We start from the raw sequence: 20,651 nt of genomic DNA, 5'->3' as shown, positions 1-20,651 counted from the left end.
CATACTACGATGAGGCTCGTACTAAGAATGAGACATGCCAACATATGGGAGATCCTGCGCATGACTGAGTTGTTCGAGCCCCTGACCATTCGGGGAACCACCATCCCCAACCGTGTGTGGATGTCCCCGATGTGCACATACTCCGCGCTCTCGGAGGGCAAGGAGGCGGGTGCTCCAAACGATTTCCATCTGGCTCACTATGCTGCCCGCGCCGCAGGTGGTGTTGGTTTGGCCATGGTTGAGGCCACTGGGGTGACGGCGCAAGGACGGATCTCTGCCTACGATCTAGGGCTGTGGGACGACACTCAGATTTCCGCCCACCGCAGACTGGCACGTGCCATCAGCGATGCCGGTTCCATCCCTGGGATCCAGCTGGCTCATGCGGGGCGCAAAGCGTCTATGGAACGGCCTTGGTTTGGCGGTGGACCTGTGGCGGTAGCCGACGGCGGTTGGGACACGGTGGCGCCTAGTAGCGTTGCCTTCCCCGGCTATGCCGACCCAGCCGCCATGACAGTGGCGGAGATTGGTGACGTCGTTGCGGCGTGGGCAGAGGCGGCGCGGAGGGCACTTACAGCTGGCTATCAAGTGGTTGAAATTCACGCGGCCCACGGCTATCTGCTGCACTCTTTCCTGTCCCCGTTGAGCAACATCCGTACGGACGCTTACGGCGGGAGCTTGGAAAATCGGGCCCGCATAGTCCTTGAAGTCCTCGATGCCGTTCGGAACGTGTGGCCTACTGAGAAGCCCGTATTCCTGCGCATCTCCTCCACTGATTGGGTGGCTGAAAACCAGGAGAGCAACGGCAATGTCAGTGAGGCCTGGACGCTGGAGGACTCAATTGTGCTCTCACGCTGGGCTCGTGAGCACGGCGCAGATTTGATCGATGCGTCCTCGGGTGGCTTGGTTCCGGCGAAGATTCCGCACCGGGACGACTACCAAACGTTCAATGCAGCGCAGCTGAAAGCTAGCAGCGGCGTGGCTGTTGCCGCCGTGGGAAGGATAACTGACCCGGTTGCGGCAGCACAACTGCTAGAAAATGGTTCTGCAGATGCCGTCTTCATTGGTCGGGCGCTCTTGCGAGATGCCTCCTGGGCCAACAATGCCGCAGCGGTTTTGGGCGCTCGTGGCCGTTTCATGCATCAGTACGACTACGCCGTCTAAGGGCTTCGGTGGCGTCCTGAGGCGCTGACATTCTTTAAAAGCAACTGTGTGCAACGGGCATCACTGTTGCCAGAGGTTGGTGGCGCGGGGATAATATTCGAAGACAGCGAAAGATCAAACATCACTTCGAATGGGATCCCTCGTGACACTTCTCCGGTTGGCGATTCGCCACGCCCGGCCCTATCGCCGCTGGATTGCCGCCGTGCTCCTCCTGCAATTAATAGCAACCATTGCAGCTCTGTACCTGCCCAGCCTTAACGCGCAAATCATCGATCAAGGTATCGCTAAGGGTGACACCGATTTCATCTGGTCAACGGGTGTCCGGATGATTATTGTCTGCTTCGTGCAGGTTGCGGCGGCGATTGGCGGTATTTATTTTGGTGCCCGCACAGCCATGGCCATTGGTCGCGATCTGCGGCGTGAGGTGTATTACCGGGTCAACGCCTTGGGAGCCCTGGATGTCACCCGGTTCGGTACGGCAACCCTGATCACCCGCAACACCAATGACGTCCAGCAGGTGCAAATGCTAGTGCTGATGGCCCTGAACTTCATGGTTTCAACGCCCATCATGTGCGTAGGTGGGATCGTCATGGCCTTGCGAGAAGACGTGGGGCTGTCTTGGCTACTGTGGGTTTCTGTGCCTCTACTGTTTGTGGTGGTTGGTTTCCTGGTGGTTAAGCTGCTGCCGTTGTTCCGTGAGATGCAGGAGCGGATTGACACCGTCAATGCAGTGCTGCGTGAACAAATTGTTGGCATCCGGGTGATCCGTGCCTTTGTGCGCGAGAAGTTTGAGGCTGAACGCTACCGAGGCGCGAACCTGGCGCTGACCCGTGTCTCAGTGCGCGTGGGGAACTTGTTTGTGCTCATGTTCCCGCTGATCATGATGATCCTGCACCTGGCCACCGCCGCCGTCCTCTGGTTTGGCGGCCACCGTGTGGATGCCGGACAGATGCAGATCGGTTCACTGACCGCTTTCCTGCAGTATCTGCTGCAGATCCTGATGGCCGTGATGATGGGCGTCTTCATGGTAATGATGATTCCCCGGGCAGCTATCTCGGCCGAGCGCCTGGAGGAGGTGCTCAGTGCCAAACCCTCGCTGGCCGTGCCGCAGGAGAGAACTCTGCCGGAAAATCACGCCGTCGAATTTTCCTGCGTTTCCTTTGGTTACCCCGGCGCTGAGCGTCCCGTGCTGAATAACGTGAGCTTTACTGCGGTGCAAGGGGCGACGACGGCGATTGTGGGCTCCACTGGTTCGGGCAAGTCCACCCTGTTGAACCTGATTCCGCGGCTTTTTGATCCGCAGCAAGGCACGGTGCGTATTGGCGGTGTGGATGTTAGTGAGCTCAGCCGGAGCCAGCTGGCGAAACTTGTGGGACTGGTGCCGCAAAAGCCGTACCTGTTCTCGGGAACGGTGGCATCCAACCTGAAATTTGGCCGGCCGGAAGCTGACGACGACGAGCTGTGGGAGGCTCTGCGGGTGGCCCAGGCCAAAGACTTTGTGCAGCAGAAGCCCAAACAGCTCAATACTGGCATCTCCCAAGGCGGCACCAACGTTTCAGGCGGCCAGCGGCAGCGGCTATGCATTGCCCGGGCGCTGGCTTCACAACCACGAATTTTCCTGTTTGATGATTCTTTCTCAGCCCTGGACGTGGCCACCGATCAGCGGCTGCGTGAATCGCTTAGTGCTGCCACCAAAGGAGCAACAGTGATCATTGTTGCCCAGCGGATAGCAACCATCAGGGAAGCGGATAACATCATTGTGCTTGAGAACGGTGAGATTGTGGGCTCCGGCACCCATGATGAGCTCCTTGCGGATAATGCAACGTATCGCGAGATTGTGCAGTCGCAGCTCAGTGTTGAGGGGGTGGCGTAATGGCGCGCAAAAATAAGGCAAACGGACCCGCCGATTCCAAACCCCAGGATGCCCGCACAATGGCGGAAGCCGAAGCTGATGAAGAACTAGTCTCCGAATACAAGCCAACAGAGGCTGATGGGGACATGTTTGGTGGAACTCCGGCGAAGAAAGCCGAACATTTCTGGCCGGCCGTGAAACGGCTAGTTGGTCTGCTGCGCCCGGAGCGCATGATGTTCTCTGTGGTGATCATGTTCGTTGCCGCCTCAGTGGTGTTGACCGTCATTGCACCTAAGATTCTCGGTGCTGCCATGGATGTGATCTTCAACGGAGTCATTGGTTCGCAACTGCCCCAGGGCGTGCCGCTGCAGACGCTGGTGGAGGCGCAACGAGCTGCCGGCAACGAGCAGTTCGCGGACATGCTCGCAAAGACCGCACTGACCCCCGGTGCGGGCATCGACTTTGTTGAACTGAGCCGGCTCATAGTCTTTGTATTAGCCCTGTACATGGTGGCCTCAACACTCATGTGGCTGCAGGGTTATTTGCTGAACGCCTTGGTGATGCGGGTTGTCTTCCGCCTCCGCGAGGACATTGAACGCAAGCTCAACCGGCTGCCCCTGGGCTACTTTGACACCCGCCAGCGCGGGGACCTGATGTCTCGGGTGACCAACGACGTTGATAACATCCAGGCCGCCCTGCAGCAGGCTTTCTCGCAACTGGTGCAGTCCGCACTGACGGTTATAGGCATTGGCGTCATGATGTTCATAGTGTCTTGGCAGCTTGCGTTGATCGCGTTGATTGCCCTGCCACTCTCGGCAGTCATTGCTGGGGTGATAGGGACCCGTTCGCAGAAACTTTTTGCCGCGCAGTGGAAGCACACGGGCTCACTTAACGGCCACATTGAAGAGACGTTCTCTGGGCTTGAACTTGTTCGAGCGTATGGCCGGGATAAGGAGATGCTGGAAGAATTTGATGAGCGCAACGAGGACCTGTTCAAGGCTTCCTTTGGGGCCCAATTTGTTTCAGGCATGATCATGCCGGCAATGCAGTTTGTCTCCTACCTCTCCTACGTTCTGGTGGCCGTGGTTGGCGGCCTGCGGGTGGCCACGGGGCAAATGACGTTGGGTGATGCAACAGCGTTCATCCAGTATTCGCGGGAGTTTTCCCAACCCATTGGTGAGATGGCCGGCATTGCCAATATGATCCAGTCGGGTGTGGCCTCGGCTGAGCGAACCTTTGAGATTCTCGACGCCGATGAGCAGGAAGCTGAAGAAGACTCGGCGTTGCTGCCCGAACAAGCAGACGGCCACGTACGTTTTGAGAAAGTGTCTTTCAGTTACTCACCTCAGACCCCGCTCATCAACGATGTCTCCTTCACCGTGGAACCAGGGCAGACAGTTGCCATTGTGGGGCCCACCGGTGCGGGCAAAACAACGTTGGTGAACCTTGTTATGCGCTTCTACGAGGTCACCGGCGGGCGGATCCTGCTCGATGGGGTGGATACCCGGGCGCTGACCCGTGAACAAGTCAGAGCCCAAGTGGGAATGGTCCTTCAGGACGCGTGGCTGTTTGAGGGCACCATCCGGGAGAACATTCGCTACGGTCGGTTGGAGGCCACCGACGAGGAGATTATCGCGGCGGCCCAGGCCACCATGGTGGACAGATTTGTGCGGCAACTTCCTGATGGATATGACACGGTGCTCGATGCCGATGGGGGCACGGTCTCGGCCGGTGAACGCCAGCTCATCACCATTGCGAGGGCCTTCATTGCCCAGCCATCGTTGTTGATCTTAGATGAGGCAACGTCCTCGGTGGACACCCGCACGGAGTTGCTTGTTCAACATGCCATGGCCGCGCTGCGCACTGACAGGACCTCATTTGTGATTGCGCACAGACTTTCAACCATCCGCGATGCTCACGCGATTTTGGTCATGGAAGATGGAGACATCGTTGAACACGGCACCCATGAGGAATTGCTGAGCCGTCGGGGTGCGTACTACAAGCTCTACAAGACCCAATTCCAAGGTGGTCATGAGCTGGACGACGAGGTAACAGCCCAAGCCCACTGATGCTAACGGGCTGCCCTCCACTTCCACTTAGCGCAAGAGGGTGTCGATCAGCCGGGCCGCAACTTTGGCCGTACGGTTATCGATGTCAAACTCCGGGTTTAACTCCGCAACATCGAAATGGAACAGCTTTCCACTGGCTGCAACCTGGCGGCACACGGCGGCGATCACCGGTAAAGGCACCCCGTAGGCTGCAGGGGCGCTAACCCCGGGCGCCACGGCGGCTGGGAGCACATCCAGATCAATCGTGAGGTACACAATGTCCACGGTTTCCAAAAACGCATCAACAAACCCTGCACTCCGTTCATCGCTGCAGTCCTCATCCAGCAGGTACTTCACATCGAGTTCATGAGCCGTATCAAAAAGGGCGCGCGTGTTGTTGGGTTCACTGATGCCGACGACGGCGTAATTGAGTTCCCGGTCCGCGGCAGCTTCGGCGCGGGCCATCTGTAGAAACGGTGTGCCCGAGCTAGGTGCTGGGTCAGCACGTAAGTCAAAGTGGGCGTCCAGGTTCAATACCCCGAGCCGGGCCCCGTTGCGCACAGCCGCTGTGCCGGCCACACCCAGATAGCTGGCATAGGCGGTCTCGTGGCCCCCGCCAAGAACGAACGTGAGGTAACCGGCGTCGAGCATCTGCGTGAGGGCCGCACCGGCACGGATCTGGCCGTCCTCAAGTCCGTCACCAGCAACCACAATGTCGCCGGCGTCTGTGATGGAGCGGGCGCCGTGGAAGGCCAGCGAGCCCAGCGCCGAGCGGATCGAGGCGGGGGCTGCGGCGGCTCCCGTGCGCCCGTGGTTGCGCAGAACGCCGGCATCCGAGGCGAAACCCATCAGGGCGGCGGGGCCGGGTAGCGAGGCGTCCAGGGAGGTGTCCGGGGAGGCGTCCAGGGAGGATTGCGCAGATATTTTCACGGCTTGCCACCAACGGCGGTGGGCGGGACCGTCGCCGTCGTTCCTTCCAGTCCACGCAGAAGGGGCAACGTCCATGGTGAGCCGGGAAAAGTCCATACTTCCAGAGAACATCAGGGCGCCGTTAAATGCCAGCCCGGCACGCAATGAGCTGTCTCACCGGGCAGACTCCACGGTCGCGGCGCCCGTCATGGTTGAGTTGGTCAGTTCCTAACCGATGCCAAACAGCGCTTCAACCGTGCCAATCCCAAAGAACAGCAAGAAGGCTGCCGCAACGGCCCACATCAGCGGGTGAATTTCGCGTGCACGGCCCTGGAACAAGCGGATCAGCACAAAAGCGATGAAACCTGCGCCTAAACCGTTAGCGATCGAGTACGTGAAGGGCATCAACGTAAACGTCAAGAAAGCGGGGATGCCAATGCCCCAATCGGACCAATCGATTTTGCCCACCTGGGAAACCATCATGAATCCAACCACCACCAGGGCCGGGGCCACTGCTTCGAAAGGAACCAGCTTGATCAGGGGAGTGGCAAACATGGCGACCAGCAGCAGCAGACCCGTGACGATAGAGGCCAAACCGGTTCGCGCGCCCTCACCAATTCCGGCCCCGGATTCCACGTAGATCTGGTTTGAGGAAGCAGAGGCGCCACCGCCGGCGATCGCACCAAATGCGTCAACTAGCAGCACACGGTCCACATTGGGAATGTTGCCGTCTTTGTCGAGTGTTCCAGCTTCAGCGGCCAGCCCAACCATGGTTCCCATGGCGTCAAAGAAGATACTGAGCAGGATCACAAACGCGAGCAGAATCGCTGCAAGGGCTCCGAGCTTGCTGAAAGCACCAAAGAGGTTGACCTGCCCCAACAGCGACAGATCGGGCAGGGACCATTGCGAAAGCTGCGGGGAAACAAGTGACCAGCCCTGCGGATTGCTGGTGACGCCGTCAAAGGAAGGACCGATGTGGAGGGTCATTTCCAAGATGTTTGCAAGGATGGTCGACACCACAATGCCGATCAAGATTGCACCCTTGACCTTGCGTACTACCAAGCCAATGGTCAGTACCAAACCAACCACAAACACCAACGTGGGCCAGCCCATGAGTTTTCCATCGAAGCCCAGTCCCACGGGAACTGTTGTGCCGGCAACATCGGGAATACGGCGGACAAAGCCTGCATTAACGAGACCGATAAGTGCAATAAACATGCCGATGCCCACCACAATGGCGGTTTTAAGTCCTTCGGGGACGGCTCTGAAGACGGCTGTGCGGAATCCTGTAAGCACCAAGATGAACATGGTGATACCGGAGAGCACCACAAGACCCATCATGTCCGGCCAAGTCAGGCCCGGGTTGGTGGCAACTGTGACGGCCACAAACGCATTAACGCCCAGTCCGGCTGCCAGCGCGAAGGGATGTTTAGCCCAGGCTCCCATCAGGATGGTCAGGATACCTGCAACAAAAGCTGTGACGGCGGCTACGCGCTCCAGCCCCAGCTCACCACCAGTGGCGTCCGCACCACCAAGGATCAGCGGGTTCAACACCACGATGTAGCTCATGGCAAAGAAGGTCGCAAAACCACCGCGGATTTCCCTTGAGTAGTTCGAGCCGCGTTCGGTGATCATGAAATATTTGTCGACCGCAGACAAGCGGGTAGCCGTCTTCGTTGCCATAAGGAGCCCTCCGGGCGAAGTGAAATGAAAAAGGTTATTCCCACAAATTCTAGCTGCTAAAGGCATGGGGCAATTTATTGGCTCAGGCATAGTCGCCTCGGGTGCCCCAACTTTGCGGCTACTCACATAATCTTGGGGTAGCGTGTGATAGCTTCCCTGAATCTATCGAAGGATATTGCGCTGTGAACAGTCCTGTAGGTCATCGCCGGAATGAGACGAATCTTTCGCTGCACAGGCTTGTGCGACGCAGCTTTGCAGGAGCCATGGCTGTGCTGTTTTTGCTGCTTGGTTCATCGACAATGGCCAGTGCCCATGACGTTGTCACAGGCACTGCACCGACGAATGGCTCAACCGTGGAGAGCATGCCTGAAAATGTTGAAATCAGCATGAGCAACACCCCTGCCGTGATTGGTTCACAGGTTCTGGTTGTTGACGATGCTGGTACCAACTGGGCTAGCGGGGAAGTAGATGTTTTAGATCAGATTGCCAGCCAAAACATACGTACTGGTGCTCCAGCAGGTAAATACACCGTGAAGTGGCGTCTGGTGTCCTCCGATTCCCACCCCGTTGAGGGCGAATTCAGCTTTAGCGCGAAAACCGCCTCAACCAGCACAGCTGCACCGGGTGCTGTTGCCGGTCCGGTGGCATCGGTGGAACCTGCCCCGGAAGCCGCGCCGCAACAAACACAGGATGAGTCCGCCGTGCCGTGGAGTGTAATCGGCCTTATTGCTGTCTTGATTGGCGTGGTTGTGGCCATGGTAGTTGTTGCTCGACGGCGTTTGTCCAGGGAAGACTGACCTTCCCCAGCACTGACCTTCCCCGGCACGCACCTTCCCCAGCGAGGGCAGATACTGCTGGGAATGACTGGTTGGGCTAAGCCACTACTGCGTGAGTGCCCAGTTCGCGGGCGGCGACGCGTGTGGAGATCGACTGGCTGGCACGTTTTGCCTGATGCAGTATTTCCTGCGTTGTGGGGATTGCCAGGTCGCCAACACCCACCAGATACAAACCCAAGGAATGCATACCCGAGCGGACGTCGGTTGCCGTTGTAACACCCATGCTGTGCAGCACGCGGCCCAGCTGGCTCAACGCGCCACGGGTGAAAACTACGCTGTGTGCGCTCAAAGTCCCGTTGGATGTATGCACGCGCCATTGCTGTTGCGCGGCCACGCTCTGGTGTACCCGGGTAAGCTCCAATGCCTGAGTTTCAGGGCGGATATCAAGACTGTTTCGACGAGCGTAGTGCTCAAGTAAACGAACAATTTCACTGCGCTCACTGAGTGCGTCCAAGCTGATGCCGCCGGTGGTGGCTTGCAGCGGCGCGGATTGCTTTAAGGGACAAAAAGTATCAACAACGATTGCCTTAACACCCTGCCTGTTGAGTTCGGCAGCCACAGCCAACGCGGAGAATCCTGAACCAATCACAATGGTGGAGGTTACCTCAGGTGCGCCAGACCGGGCCGCCGGGGAATTGGCAGTCAAAGTCGCAGCAATCATGGCTCATGCCTCCACCAACGGTAACGGAACAGACGGGTGGCGCCACCCGTGAACCAGGTGATGCCTTGATGAATATCAGGGTAGTACCCGGTCCAGGTATGCGTTGGAAAACACGCGTTTGGGATCGAGAACATTTCGAACTTTACAGAACTTTTCAAGGTCTGGGTAGAGCTGGCTAAAGTCTTTCGAATGGAGGAAATGCCACTTGCCCCAGTGCGGGCGTCCGGCGTAAGAGCGGAAAATTTCTTCCGCCGTTTGGAAGTACTCGCTGTGCTCTGAATTGATGTGCTGGTGGATGGCTATATACCCACTTGGGCGTTGATTGGCTGTGGATAAGGCTATGTCGTCACCAGCAGCGCTGCGCACCTCCACAGGGAATGAAATCTGCAACCCGCGCCGGTTAATCATTGCCTTAAGATCCCGCAGCGCTGCTGGAATGCTCTCCAACGGTAAGGCATACTCCATTTCCCGAAAACGGACTGTCCGGGATGTAGTAAACACCTTGTGTGAGGCATCGCCAAACTCCCTGTGTCCGGTCAAAGTAGATGCCAGCCTGTTGACCCGTGGAATGGTCTTGGGCATTTTGCCTGTGACGTTGCACAGCGCAGAAAAGAGGGTGTTTGAAACAATCAGATCATCCACTATGTGTGAGGACACACTTAGGGGGCGGACACCGTCCGGCAAAGTGCCCGGTGCATGCCGGGTATTGCTCTTAGTGAGTGCGATCTCGGTGTGCGGAAACCAGTAAAACTCGAAGTGATCATGCGTAGCGTTGCGTTCAGCCAGGCTTTGAAGCACCTCGGCCAACGGTTCAGGACGCTCAACCGCGTGCAGCATGAAGGCGTCAACGCATTGCAGGGTGACTGCGGTGATGATGCCCAGGGCTCCGAGGCCAACCCGGGCGACGGCGAATATCTCGGCATTGTGCGTGGCGGAGCAATGCAGCACCTCTCCGGTCCCCGTAACCAACGTCAGCGCCCGCACTTGTGTGGCGATACCACCAAATTTCAGTCCCGTACCGTGCGTCCCGGTGGAGATGGCTCCGGAGATTGACTGTGCATCGATATCACCCAGGTTCTCCATTGCCAGCCCGTAGGGCTTCAGCAGGGCAGGTATCTGGTGCAGGCGCGTGCCGCCCCATAAGGTGATGAGTTTAGCGTCGCGGTCCACGTTCAAGAGCCCGGTGAGCGAGTCAAGGCGCACTTGCACACCGTTCGTTAAGGCAATATCCGTGAAGCTGTGCCCGGCACCCACCGCTTTGATGGTATGCCCGGAGGCCCCGGCCTCGGCAACCAGTGAGCAGAGCTCTCCCACGGTGCTAGGCCACGCTACGGCAGTAGGTCTGCAGCGCTGATCCCCGGCCCAATTACGCCACTGACGCCTAGCACCACTCATACAAAAGCCTTCCCTTCGCCACGGTAGGTACGTGCTGAACCCACTCGTTGGCCGCCGTCGAGCAGTTCCAAGGCATCCACATGTTCACAAACCTCCCCGGACTTGGCGTGCCTGAACCAAACATTATCGCCAATACACAGCTGCGCGGCGGCAGAACCGCGCAGTGGGGTTTGCACCTCACCGGCGCCTTCTGTGCCGATGGTTGAGAGTCCGGGCGGATACACCGGCACGGGGGACCTATCCGGGCCGGTGGGCCCCGAGGCAATCCACCCTCCGCCAAGCACTGTGACAATTTCAGGTCCGGGCCGGCGCACCACAGGGGCGGCGAAGCCAACGGCATGGGCTGGCATGAAGCGTGAATAACCGTCAAAGAGGGCCGGACCAAAAAAGCCTGACCCCGCGGCAAGTTCCGTCACAGAGTCATCGGCACTTGTTAGCTCGATGCTGCCGGTACCTCCGCCATTGACGAATTCTAATTCGGCAACGTTGCGCACAGCTGCCACGACGTTGGCACGTCGCTGGGTTATTTCAGTCATGGAGGCGCGCTGCATTTGCTGCAGAACAGCGGCTTTGGCTGCGTCTGCCACCTTGTTGCTTGAACGTGGTTTGTCCTGCAAACCCGCAACTTGGGCCTCGTAGGCCATGATGCCGGCAAGTCTGAAGCGTGGCGCGGAACCGTGACGGTAGCCACCAATCGCCAGGGCCAGCGCGATGGCGTCGGCACCTGTGCGCAAGGGTGAACGGTACACACCAATGTGTCCTACGGTCCGGCCCCGAACCGTGGGCCGCCAGGATGCGTCCAAGTCCAGGCAGAGCCGGATGGGGGCGCTTTGGAACTGTCCTGCCAACGTGGCATTCATCCACTCCAGTTGTTCGGTGGAGTCAACCATGAGCGTCACGCGCTCGCAGGCGAGAGGATCAGCGGCCAATGCTTGCAGGGCTTGGGTATCAGCCGTGGGATACGCAACAACAATGTCAGTGAAAACGTTTGAGGGATCAGTTGCAAGCCATAAGGCTTCGGGCAAAGTAAATCCTAAAATTCCTGCAAATCCGGGCTGTTTCAATAGGGCTCGGAGCACTTCTTTGCTACGGATCGATTTACTAGCCAGACGGATGGGCTTCCCGGCCGCCCGGCGCAGCAATGACCCGGCATTGAAGGACAGAGCTTGGATATCCAAAACCGCCATCGGAGCGGATAATCCCCTGCATGCAGCATCTGCGTCAGCCCAGATAGTTGCAGGGGCGCCCTCGCCGGCGCGCCCACGGGCAAGGAACGGAACAAGTAACTCCAGCATCGTCGCCTACTTTCTCAGTGTGGTTCAGGTCTCAACTCTTGCATATGTCTTGCATAAGCGGGCATGTGTTTGGCGATGGGTAAGAGCAGTGGGCACGCACTGCCAGGCCATGGCCGCCTCGAGGTGGAACTTGACGAGCCAAGCCGAACCCGCAATAGTCACAAGTACAGGCCGCGAAGGGGAGGCGCCACGGCGTTTGTGTACCCTCCGGCATACCAGAACCAGGAGGCGCAGCATGAGTAGCCCAGAAGAAAACCTGCAGGGCGCATCGCCTACGGAGGTTCCCAGTCCCACAGGAATCGTTGTTGGTATTGATGGGTCCGAACAAAGCAATTGTGCCCTGATATGGGCCGCCCGGGAAGCCAAGGCACGGAATCTTCCGTTGCATCTGGTCACCGCCTACACAGTGCCTATTTTCGCTGCCTCAGGGCTCGACGGTGGATATGCCACAGTGGACGACGACGTTATCCGCCAAGGCGCCGAAGCTGTCCTTCGTGAGGCGGCCGCGAAGATTGCCCACCTGGACATTCAGATCGACGCACGCGTTGAAAACGGTGACGCCGCAGGGGTGCTGCTTGAGTTAAGCGAAACTGCGGAGTTACTGGTCTTTGGTTCACGTGGCCGCGGCGGCTTTCTCGGGCGGCTTCTTGGCAACGTCAGCACAGCGCTTCCGGCGCACGCCAAATGCCCCACTGTGACAGTGCCCCTGAGTTGTGCGCCACGCCTTGGGGAGGGCCCTGAGGGTGAAAAAGCCGATTCGAAGGTTGAGAAGGTCATCACGGCCGGCGTTGATGGTTCAGATCAGGCGCGCTACGCCGTCCTGCTTGCCGCCGAGGCGGCCGAACGGGCTGGCAGCACACTGCGTATTATTTGCGCAGTCCAGCCGTACACCGGCTCACTTGCGTGGATGCCGGCACCTGTGGATCGGGAAGCCCTGTTCGTAGAAATTCAGGGCCAGCTGGATGCTGGCGAGAAATGGCTTCGCAACCACTTCCCGAAACTTCCCATTGAGGTTGTGCTGCTCGAGGGATCGGCAGTTGACGCACTGGTCACTGCCTCGGCAACGTCGGAATTAGTCGTGATGGGTACTCGCGGGCGGGGCGGGTTCGCCGGCATGCTCCTTGGCTCAACCACGGATGGAGTCCGGCACCATGCCAAGGGCCCCATCATGGTTGTTCGCGACAATGAAGACCCGCGTCTGGGCGACCGTTCAGCATTTGGTCCACTCTTGCAGGCCTGAAAATTCGGAGATCTTGCACAGAAATAACTGAGGCGCTTTGCTCCATGAAATCCATGGAGCAAAGCGCCTCAGTTATTTGATCCTTGACTTTTGCGAACCAGCCTTTTAGTACCTGGCCGCATAGGGGTACAAGCTCATACCTGACATCCAGGACAGCGATGTGATACCCAAAGGCTGGCTTGGATTTAGGGCCTGAACCACCTGGTTATTACCAATGTAAATAGCGATGTGGCCAAACCGGCCGGCTCCGTTGTCGTCAAACACCAGCAAATCCCCGTACCGCATCTGGGAGAGCGGGACTCGTTGCGGTGCGGCCCAGAACTGGTCGCTGCCTTGGCGAGGGACCGCGATGCCAGCGGAGGCAAAGGCCTGCTGCACCAGCCCGGAGCAGTCAAACGCAGTGGGGCCATTGCCGCCCCACTGGTAGGGCCCGCCAATTTTGGACATAGCGTAGTTGACCATGACCTGCGTGTGCGAGCCTGACGGGGCTGGCGCTGGCGCTGGCGGCTTGGGAACCGGTGCGGGAGCCGGAGCGGGCGGTTTTGGTGCCGGTGGCCTGGGAACTGGTGCGGGGGCCGGTGCTGGTGGTTGAGGCGCTGGTGGTTTGGGGACTGTCGGGGCAGGCGGGGCAGGCCGGTTGGGTGCCTGCGGTTGCACAGGCAGTGGGCGGGTAATTATATTACCGGCAGGGAGTAGTTCATTTGCCGGGGGGCGCAGTGGTTCAGGGGCGCTGGTTGATTCGGCGATTTGCTGCTTCAGGGCCGCTTCCTGTGCTTGACGAGCCAGTTCATCCACACGGGCGCCTTCCAACGCCACGGTGGTGTTGTGCAAAGCGGCCATTCTTTGCAGCAGGACATCTCGCTGTGCCTGGTTTTCAGCGATGATCCCGGCCTGTGCGTCGGCAGCTGACTGGGCTTGTGTGTGTGAGGCTTTTGCGTCGGCAATGGCATCGTCGGCCGCGTTCCGTGATGCCACGGCTTGGGCGTCAAGTGCTGCCGAAGTTGCCGCAGATGCCTTGGCGGTGTCAAAGGTGTGGGCCCGATTGGTGCTCAACGCCATCAGCGTTGACGCTTGATACATGGCATTGTCAGCATCGGAGCTGGCCAGGAAGCTTTGCACGCTAAGGTCAAGCCCGCCATTTTTGTACAGGCTACCTGCCAGTTGCCCCAGCTGGGCTTGGGCCAACTTGCTGGCGCTGGTGGCTGCCTCGGATTTTGCCTTGGCCGTCTGCGCTTCAGCTTCTCGCTGCTCCATAATCACCAAAGCGTTTGTGTAAGAGCTGTTGGCGCCCATGGCGGCGAGGGTTGAAGCTTGAAGTTTGTCATTCGCTGAGCTGATAATCGCATCTAGCTGCGCCGAAGCAACAGCAGTGGCACTTTCGGATTGCTTGGCTTCGGTGATGTCATCTGCGCTGGGAACGGCGGGACTGAACGGGCGCAGCGCCAACTGTTGCCACGCCGTCGTACTGAGAGCGCCGGGCCCAAAGGCGGAAGAAGGGGCATCTGCAGCAGCGGGGGCGGCAAGTGCGGGGGATAGCAGTGCCGTTGAGGTGAGAACAGCACACGCCAGTGCCGTTGTACCGCGAACCAAATAACGCATAGTCATCCAATTGCCTTACTGCAGATCGGTAGATAAGTGGCGCATTGCTGCGGGCCGTGGGGCAGGGAAGCGCTTGCGAACAAACTTGCCCAGCTCATCAGACCTTACGGCTCCGAAGAGGCCTTGGCAACATGAGCACCATGGGCAACATGAATCACATTGGTGTCATTTATCCCCAGCCGAGCTCATGTAGACGCGCGTCGCTGATCCCAAAGTGGTGAGCGATCTCATGGACCACGCTCACGGTGACTTCATGAATGACTTCCTCACGGTTCTGGCAGATTCCCATGATCGGGTGGCGGAAGATCGTGATGCGGTCAGGCAGGGATCCCGAGTCCCACCACGCATCACGTTCAGTCAGAGGCGTTCCTTCATATAACCCAAGCAACACCGCTGTGGGATCCTCGCCCGGTTCGGGGACGTAGTCATCGCAGATAAGAATCGCCACGTTGTTCATCTTCCCGCGCAGCTCTTCTGGGATCCTTTCAATAGCCGCTTCCACGGCGGCGTCAAACTCCTGTTCATCCATGGTGAACGGGGCGAAAGAGGGGATGCTGGCAAGTGGATTTTCAGGCATACCCCCAGCTTAATGAGTGGTTGCGGCAACGCCAGATCCTTGGCACATTTCAGCTATTTTGAACTGTGCAACCGGGTGGGGTGGATGGCCGTTTTGTGTTCTGGGTAAATAGGCTCTATAGTTTTTGGAGTCCACTTCAAACCGAAGCGCTGGAAACAACGCGGCGGTCTGAAGGATGACTAGGCCCCCATCGTCTAGCGGCCTAGGACACCGCCCTTTCACGGCGGCGGCACGGGTTCGAATCCCGTTGGGGGTACTTTTACGAGTAAGTGGTTAGCCGGTGAAAAAATTGCTGGTACGCTATAGATCGTGAAAATTACGCGAAAGCGTTGTTTGAAGCAAGTTGTTTGAAACAAAATACAGTAATTAAGTATGGCCCTGTAGCGCAGTTGGTTAGCGCGCCGCCCTGTCACGGCGGAGGTCGCGGGTTCGAGTCCCGTCAGGGTCGCTTTGGTTTTCTTGACTAGTGCAAGAGGATCTGGTGACGAGGATTTTCAGATCACCAAGGCTCTGTAGCTCAGTTGGTAGAGCGTTCGACTGAAAATCGAAAGGTCACCGGATCGACGCCGGTCGGAGCCACCAGTAAGACCCCGAGAAATCGGGGTCTTTCTCGTTTAACCTGCCAGGATCCCAGGGCTAGTCGGGGGTTAGGGGTTAGCGGCCAAAATCAGCCCCCACAACGCCGCGCGGGCCCTTAGACGCCACAGCGCAGCCTGCTACAAACAGAGCAGACTACACACCTACTATGACGGACCGCCCGCAATGGCGGTGTACGGAGAATCCGTGTGAACCACAAGCAAAGTTTCTATGTAAGCTGCGTTCGCATCGGTCAGCTGTGGCATTCTGATCGTCCCGATGTCACCCGCTCAGTGCTTGGCAGCGGCTAAGCCCAACCGCTCGGACACTCTGGATGCGGTGCCGTTTTCGGGTGAACAGCGTGAGCATAAATGTTGGAAGAGCTGGACCGGAACGCGTCCGGGCAATTGGGGCCCAGCAGCATACGTTAGCTCAAGGATGTTCGCTTTCCCTCGCTCGGTGCCGTAACGTCGATAGGAACCCCACGATGCCGTGGGGTTCACGGGTAAGGGGAGAGCTCATGAATAAGTTGACCAAAGGTGCCATTGCGGCAGGTGCCGCAGGAGTCTTGCTGCTCGGTGGTCTCGGAACGCTGGCTTTCTGGAGCGACTCATCGGTCATCAACGGTGGGGCGGTGACCACCGGAACCCTGGCTCTGGGTGAGCCGGAATGCGGCCCAGACTGGGTATATGCGGTTGGTAATGCCGGAGCAGGTGAAACTGCGGCGCTGATTGTTCCAGGTGACACGATTTCCAAAGTATGCACGTTCACGATCACTGCAACCGGTGACAACCTAGAGGCGGGCCTTGTAGTCCCTCCGGAGGTAACCTTCACAACCACCCCGGATGCCCCCTCACTCGAGGCAACCGCCACAGCAAGTTACACCACGGGTGGCTTGCCGACTGGCGCCACAATAACTTCTGCTAATAACGGGGAAACTGTCACGGCCACGATCCAGGTTGCGTTTCCGTTCGGGGATGCGGCCAGTGTCAATCTCAACGACACGCAAGGCATCTTAGCTACCTTGAACGACATCACGGTTTCACTGACTCAGACTGAGTCCTGAGTCTTCGTATCGTGGGCTGAGCGATGGTCGTCCGGTCCTTTTTTCGCTGGTTCGGGCAGGTTCTTGCGTGGCTGCTGATCCTTTCGGTGGCAGCGAGCGTGGTGGTGGCGGTGATAATCCCGAGGATCGCTGGCGCAACACCGTACACGATCCTCACCGGGTCGATGCAACCGGAGCTGCCTCCCGGCACCCTGGTGGTGGTGAGACCGGTTGATGCTGACAAAATCAGCATCGGCTCGGTCATCACCTACCAACTCGAATCAGGCAAGGCGACCAATGTTACCCACCGTGTGGTGTCTCAAGGCTTCAACAGTAAGGGCGGCCTGCGGTTTCAGACTCAGGGAGATGCCAACAAAGTTCCTGACGAGAATTGGGTCAAACCAATACAGATCAAAGGACAGAAGTGGTACGCGGTGCCGCACCTAGGGTACGTCAACAACATGCTCGCCCGAGAGGAGAGACAGATGGCGGTCTATGTCGTGGCTGCACTCCTCCTTGGGTATGCGGCGTTCGAACTCATCGGAGCCATCCGAGATCGCGGAGGTCACCGCAGAACCACGGCCGACTCTTGAAGCGCCGCCTCTGGAGTGTTTTGGGTCTTACCGCCATCCTCTTCTGTTTGGCGGCGTCTGCCGCGCAAGCATCCGATGAGTTTCATGTCAGCTGGGACGGTGACGTCTGGTCGGAGCAGTTGAGCGAGCCCTTGTTCGAACCCACAGTACGCTGGGTTCCCGGCGACTTTGAGGTAGAAGTCTTTTATGTCCGCAACCAGGCTGAGGGTGGAGCGACCCTCACGATCGCAGTTACCGCCGTCGATCGAGATCACCTCATGGTCTATGAGGACATCAGACTCTCGGCGCGCCTTGCTTCAGGTGATTGGGTGGACTTGGAGCACACGGAGGAAAACTTCCGGTTGAACAACGATGAGTTGCCTGCTGGAGAGGTAAGTAAAGTCGAGGTGCGCGCGTATTTTGATTCGAACTCACCGAACCGCTCTCAGAACAAAGAATTGGCACTGAATTTTCGCGTGATACTTTCCGATGCACAAGTCGCAATCGAAAATCCTGAGGCGCCAAGGGCTGACGACGAAGAATCCACGGGGCCCCTTCCCCAGACGGGAACGTCAGGCCTCCACTGGTTAATCCTGGCTGCCGGAACTGCCATCGGGGTCGGCATGGCAGTACTGGGGATACGCAAGCGAGAGGAGAGCAAGCATGGGCCATCACACTGAACCACGCCCTGGGCATACGCCGAGGGGGTGGAACTCACGCAAGGTTCGCGCCGTGCTCTGTCTCGGCATCTTCGCCGCCCCCGCAGCCGTGGGCACTATGGCCTACTGGACCGATGAAGCCACCATAGAGTCCGGAACGTTCACCGCAGGCACCTTGGACCTGACCGTGGGTGGCACAGTGGCAGACAGCAACTACCTCCCAGGCCCTGGTGGTACATACGAATACTCCACTTTGACAATTGCGGATCTGCTCCCTGGCGAGAGCATCGCCCGCCCGTTCGTTGTGCGCAATTTCGGCACCACCAGGTTCATCTACAACGGGTCTGTCTACACCACTAACAACGCCCTCGCTGCATCCGGCACTGAGGGCGGACTGCAGGTCGCAATCTATGCCGGTGGCACACCGACCAACGCCGCTACACAAACAACCGGGTACCGAAGTGGCAGCTGCGCCGGAGGAAACTTACTCAAAAATCAGGAAGTCAGCACCTCCACCAGTACCGTAAAAGTCTCCCCAGCGGACATCTCACTTGCCCCGGGCGCAACGCAGGTTCACTGCGTCGTGGTCTTATTGGATTTGACGGCACCGAACGCGCTCCAAGGTGCACGGACCCAACTAATAGTGAAGCTGGACGCCAAACAAGTCGGTGCTCCGTGAAAACACCAGCACCGGACATTCGTAGAACGGGCCTCCGAGCGGTCGAGGTACTACTCTGGTGCGGTGCCGGTCTTGGTACCCTGAGTATTATGGCCGCTCTCGCGGCAGTGTTCTTTGGCATCGTGCCGTTGGTGTTCACCTCAGGATCGATGACGCCTGAGGTACCAACAGGTTCCCTCGGCCTAGCTCGTACCGTGACAGCCAGCGAACTCCGAGTCGGCGACGTTGTCAGCGTCACCGCAGCCAATGAAACTCGCATCACACATCGGGTCTTTGCAGTCGAACAACACGCGGACGTCACTGCACTGACTCTTAAGGGTGACGCCAACCCGGGACCTGACCAACAGACCTACGCCGTCACGGAAGCCGACCGCGTTTTCTTCACGGCACCGTACCTCGGCCGGATCATCATGATCCTCACCAGTCCATGGGGAATGTTCTTCGGCGGCCTCACCGCTGCGGCACTTCTCCTATGGGCATTCCGCCGCCGGCCGTCGGCTCCTGCCGACTCGCACCTCAGCTCAGGGGACGAGACTGCGAGAAAATTACCGGAAGAGCTCCCTGCGAAGTCCATCTGGCACCGCGCACCCCATAAAAGGATTCGGATGAGCGCGACCCTGCTAGCCGTGGGCATTCCGGCCCTCCTACTCACAACCGTTGCCTCGGGAACTGCCGCATTTTTCACTGATACCGCCAAAGTGACAACCACGGGCTTCGTTGCGCACCGAGTGCTGCAGCCTGGCCCTGTTACTTGCACAGCCAACGCTAGTAACATCACAGTCGGTACTACTCCACTGGCTGATACTCGCTATACGTACTGGGCCCGTGCATACACCTCAACTGGTGCCGCGATCTCGGGCTACAAACAGCTGACCGGTACTCCAGCCACAGCCGGATTCAACACGTCCAATTTTACTCCTCCACTTGCCGGAGGCATAACCTACACCATGCGTATTCACTCTAGGGTCGGGGACCCTGGGCCTACAGGGTCATCGGGTTGGGAATCCAAGATATTCCAGCCGGTAAGTTTTAGCACAGCAAATGGGGCCCTCAAATGCGGAGAAGCCATCGTACCTCCGAACATCGTGTTCATTCAGCCAACCAACGGCTACACGGGAAACAAAGCAGATCTACAGGGCCGACTCGACCTGGACTGTGCTGGAATTGTGGGAGGTATCTGCGGAACGGCAATCGACCCGAACGGAACGGTGACATCTGTGGAGTACATTCTTCAGCGGACCGGCTTTGGCACGTATTGCTACGTCCCAGGAGGCAACCCCAATGGATACCCCGTGGGAGGATCGTGCGTCTACCGCAGTGCGGTACTCAACGGGGATAAATGGACCATCCCCGGCAACCTCTACGGCGGACTCATTGGCTGGAACTACACTCTCACCATCAAGGCGAAAGACAACAGTGGAGCGATCACGGAGAAAGCCATTAAATTCAGGGTGGAACCGTGATGCTGGCCATTCTGAGCAGTTAGTTGGCGGTCAGGAACCCCTGACGCCGCAAATATATCTCCGGCAGCAATGGACGCCCTCAATCAGCCGGAGCACTGGGAGCCGAGGCCAATCGTGAGGCGAGTCGAGCGCATGGTTACTACACTCGACTCGCTTTATAAAGCTTAATCAGTGTCTCGTAACCTAAGTCGCTCGGAGGACATGGTCGATGTCACGGGGTCTTTGCAACACTTACTCAGCTGACAGCTAGCGGCTCTGGCCCATCTGTAATGCGATCACCCAGGTTCCGTGCGAAATATCCTCGATGCGAAGCTATGAAACACCAACCAACCCAGCCGGTGCTCCACAATGCATCACGTCGATGATGCATACATTGCCGGGACGGACAGCGCCACCGGGAC

Annotated in this window: 17 protein-coding genes and 3 tRNA genes; 13 read left to right on the top strand and 7 right to left on the bottom strand. The window is 58.3% G+C overall.

From position 1 onward, the window contains the following. Nucleotides 1–60: 60 nt before the first annotated feature. The 3 genes from AAFM46_RS15420 (at nucleotide 61) to AAFM46_RS15410 (ending at nucleotide 5,082) form a co-directional block, all read left to right on the top strand. Nucleotides 61–1,161 (top strand): NADH:flavin oxidoreductase/NADH oxidase, encoded by a 1,101-nt coding sequence (locus AAFM46_RS15420; protein ID WP_343318696.1) that lies wholly within the window; start codon nucleotides 61–63, stop codon nucleotides 1,159–1,161. 142 nt (nucleotides 1,162–1,303) lie between these two features. Next, nucleotides 1,304–3,034, top strand: a complete 1,731-nt coding sequence (locus AAFM46_RS15415; RefSeq protein ID WP_343318694.1) for an ABC transporter ATP-binding protein — start codon at nucleotides 1,304–1,306, stop codon at nucleotides 3,032–3,034. Nucleotides 3,035–3,093: 59 nt separating this feature from the next. Then, nucleotides 3,094–5,082 (top strand): ABC transporter ATP-binding protein, encoded by a 1,989-nt coding sequence (locus tag AAFM46_RS15410; protein ID WP_343320469.1) that lies wholly within the window; start codon nucleotides 3,094–3,096, stop codon nucleotides 5,080–5,082. A 27-nt stretch (nucleotides 5,083–5,109) separates the two neighbouring features. On the opposite strand, the gene hutG is transcribed toward AAFM46_RS15410, so the two are convergent. Further along, a complete protein-coding gene (gene hutG / locus AAFM46_RS15405) occupies nucleotides 5,110–6,087 on the bottom strand; it encodes a formimidoylglutamase (protein ID WP_343320468.1) in 978 nt (325 codons plus the stop codon). A 111-nt stretch (nucleotides 6,088–6,198) separates the two neighbouring features. Beyond that, nucleotides 6,199–7,653, bottom strand: coding sequence for an NCS2 family permease (locus AAFM46_RS15400; protein WP_283529095.1), 1,455 nt, complete (start codon nucleotides 7,651–7,653; stop codon nucleotides 6,199–6,201). Nucleotides 7,654–7,835: 182 nt separating this feature from the next. Here AAFM46_RS15400 and AAFM46_RS15395 point away from each other — a divergent pair, with 182 nt between their 5' ends. Then, nucleotides 7,836–8,450 carry a copper resistance CopC family protein gene (locus AAFM46_RS15395; protein ID WP_343318691.1) on the top strand — a complete coding sequence of 205 codons (615 nt, stop codon included), beginning with the start codon at nucleotides 7,836–7,838 and terminating at the stop codon, nucleotides 8,448–8,450. Between the two features lie 76 nt (nucleotides 8,451–8,526). Here the strand turns inward: AAFM46_RS15395 and AAFM46_RS15390 are convergent, their stop codons facing one another. The 3 genes from AAFM46_RS15390 to AAFM46_RS15380 all read right to left on the bottom strand — a co-directional run bounded on the left by AAFM46_RS15390 (nucleotide 8,527) and on the right by AAFM46_RS15380 (nucleotide 11,840). Next, on the bottom strand, nucleotides 8,527–9,150 hold the full coding sequence (locus AAFM46_RS15390) for an FAD-binding protein (protein ID WP_343318689.1): 624 nt from the start codon (nucleotides 9,148–9,150) through the stop codon (nucleotides 8,527–8,529). A gap of 75 nt (nucleotides 9,151–9,225) precedes the next feature. Then, complete coding sequence (locus AAFM46_RS15385; protein WP_343318688.1) at nucleotides 9,226–10,545, bottom strand: D-arabinono-1,4-lactone oxidase; 1,320 nt, start codon at nucleotides 10,543–10,545, stop codon at nucleotides 9,226–9,228. Beyond that, nucleotides 10,542–11,840 (bottom strand): amino acid deaminase/aldolase, encoded by a 1,299-nt coding sequence (locus tag AAFM46_RS15380; protein WP_343318687.1) that lies wholly within the window; start codon nucleotides 11,838–11,840, stop codon nucleotides 10,542–10,544. Before AAFM46_RS15380 ends, AAFM46_RS15385 begins: the two co-directional genes overlap by 4 nt. A gap of 235 nt (nucleotides 11,841–12,075) precedes the next feature. Here AAFM46_RS15380 and AAFM46_RS15375 point away from each other — a divergent pair, with 235 nt between their 5' ends. Next, a complete protein-coding gene (locus AAFM46_RS15375; protein WP_283529106.1) occupies nucleotides 12,076–13,080 on the top strand; it encodes a universal stress protein in 1,005 nt (334 codons plus the stop codon). Between the two features lie 105 nt (nucleotides 13,081–13,185). Here the strand turns inward: AAFM46_RS15375 and AAFM46_RS15370 are convergent, their stop codons facing one another. Together AAFM46_RS15370 and AAFM46_RS15365 are read right to left on the bottom strand one after the other, a co-directional pair. Beyond that, nucleotides 13,186–14,685, bottom strand: coding sequence for a C40 family peptidase (locus AAFM46_RS15370; protein ID WP_343318685.1), 1,500 nt, complete (start codon nucleotides 14,683–14,685; stop codon nucleotides 13,186–13,188). A 163-nt stretch (nucleotides 14,686–14,848) separates the two neighbouring features. Continuing rightward, nucleotides 14,849–15,256 carry a metallopeptidase family protein gene (locus tag AAFM46_RS15365; protein WP_343318684.1) on the bottom strand — a complete coding sequence of 136 codons (408 nt, stop codon included), beginning with the start codon at nucleotides 15,254–15,256 and terminating at the stop codon, nucleotides 14,849–14,851. Nucleotides 15,257–15,439: 183 nt separating this feature from the next. On the opposite strand from AAFM46_RS15365, the gene AAFM46_RS15360 reads away from it, so the two are divergent. From AAFM46_RS15360 to AAFM46_RS15325, 8 genes are all read left to right on the top strand, one after another. After that, nucleotides 15,440–15,512: transfer RNA gene (locus AAFM46_RS15360), tRNA-Glu, on the top strand. A gap of 118 nt (nucleotides 15,513–15,630) precedes the next feature. Then, nucleotides 15,631–15,704, top strand: a tRNA-Asp gene (locus AAFM46_RS15355). Between the two features lie 58 nt (nucleotides 15,705–15,762). Further along, nucleotides 15,763–15,838: transfer RNA gene (locus AAFM46_RS15350), tRNA-Phe, on the top strand. 514 nt (nucleotides 15,839–16,352) lie between these two features. Then, on the top strand, nucleotides 16,353–16,898 hold the full coding sequence (locus AAFM46_RS15345; protein WP_343318683.1) for an alternate-type signal peptide domain-containing protein: 546 nt from the start codon (nucleotides 16,353–16,355) through the stop codon (nucleotides 16,896–16,898). Between the two features lie 23 nt (nucleotides 16,899–16,921). Next, complete coding sequence (locus AAFM46_RS15340; RefSeq protein WP_343318682.1) at nucleotides 16,922–17,470, top strand: signal peptidase I; 549 nt, start codon at nucleotides 16,922–16,924, stop codon at nucleotides 17,468–17,470. Further along, nucleotides 17,467–18,129, top strand: a complete 663-nt coding sequence (locus AAFM46_RS15335; protein WP_343318681.1) for an LPXTG cell wall anchor domain-containing protein — start codon at nucleotides 17,467–17,469, stop codon at nucleotides 18,127–18,129. Before AAFM46_RS15340 ends, AAFM46_RS15335 begins: the two co-directional genes overlap by 4 nt. A gap of 52 nt (nucleotides 18,130–18,181) precedes the next feature. Further along, on the top strand, nucleotides 18,182–18,787 hold the full coding sequence (locus AAFM46_RS15330) for a TasA family protein (protein WP_343318679.1): 606 nt from the start codon (nucleotides 18,182–18,184) through the stop codon (nucleotides 18,785–18,787). Further along, the gene (locus AAFM46_RS15325; protein ID WP_343318677.1) at nucleotides 18,784–20,250 is read left to right on the top strand and encodes a signal peptidase I; all 1,467 of its coding nucleotides are present in this window, start codon (nucleotides 18,784–18,786) and stop codon (nucleotides 20,248–20,250) included. Before AAFM46_RS15330 ends, AAFM46_RS15325 begins: the two co-directional genes overlap by 4 nt. The last annotated feature ends 401 nt before the right edge of the window (nucleotides 20,251–20,651 follow it).

This window comes from Arthrobacter sp. TMP15, assembly GCF_039529835.1.
In the GTDB taxonomy this organism is placed as follows: Bacteria; Actinomycetota; Actinomycetes; order Actinomycetales; family Micrococcaceae; genus Specibacter.
Note: the sequence above shows the minus strand (reverse complement) of the source record. Positions and strands in the feature narration are given on the sequence as shown.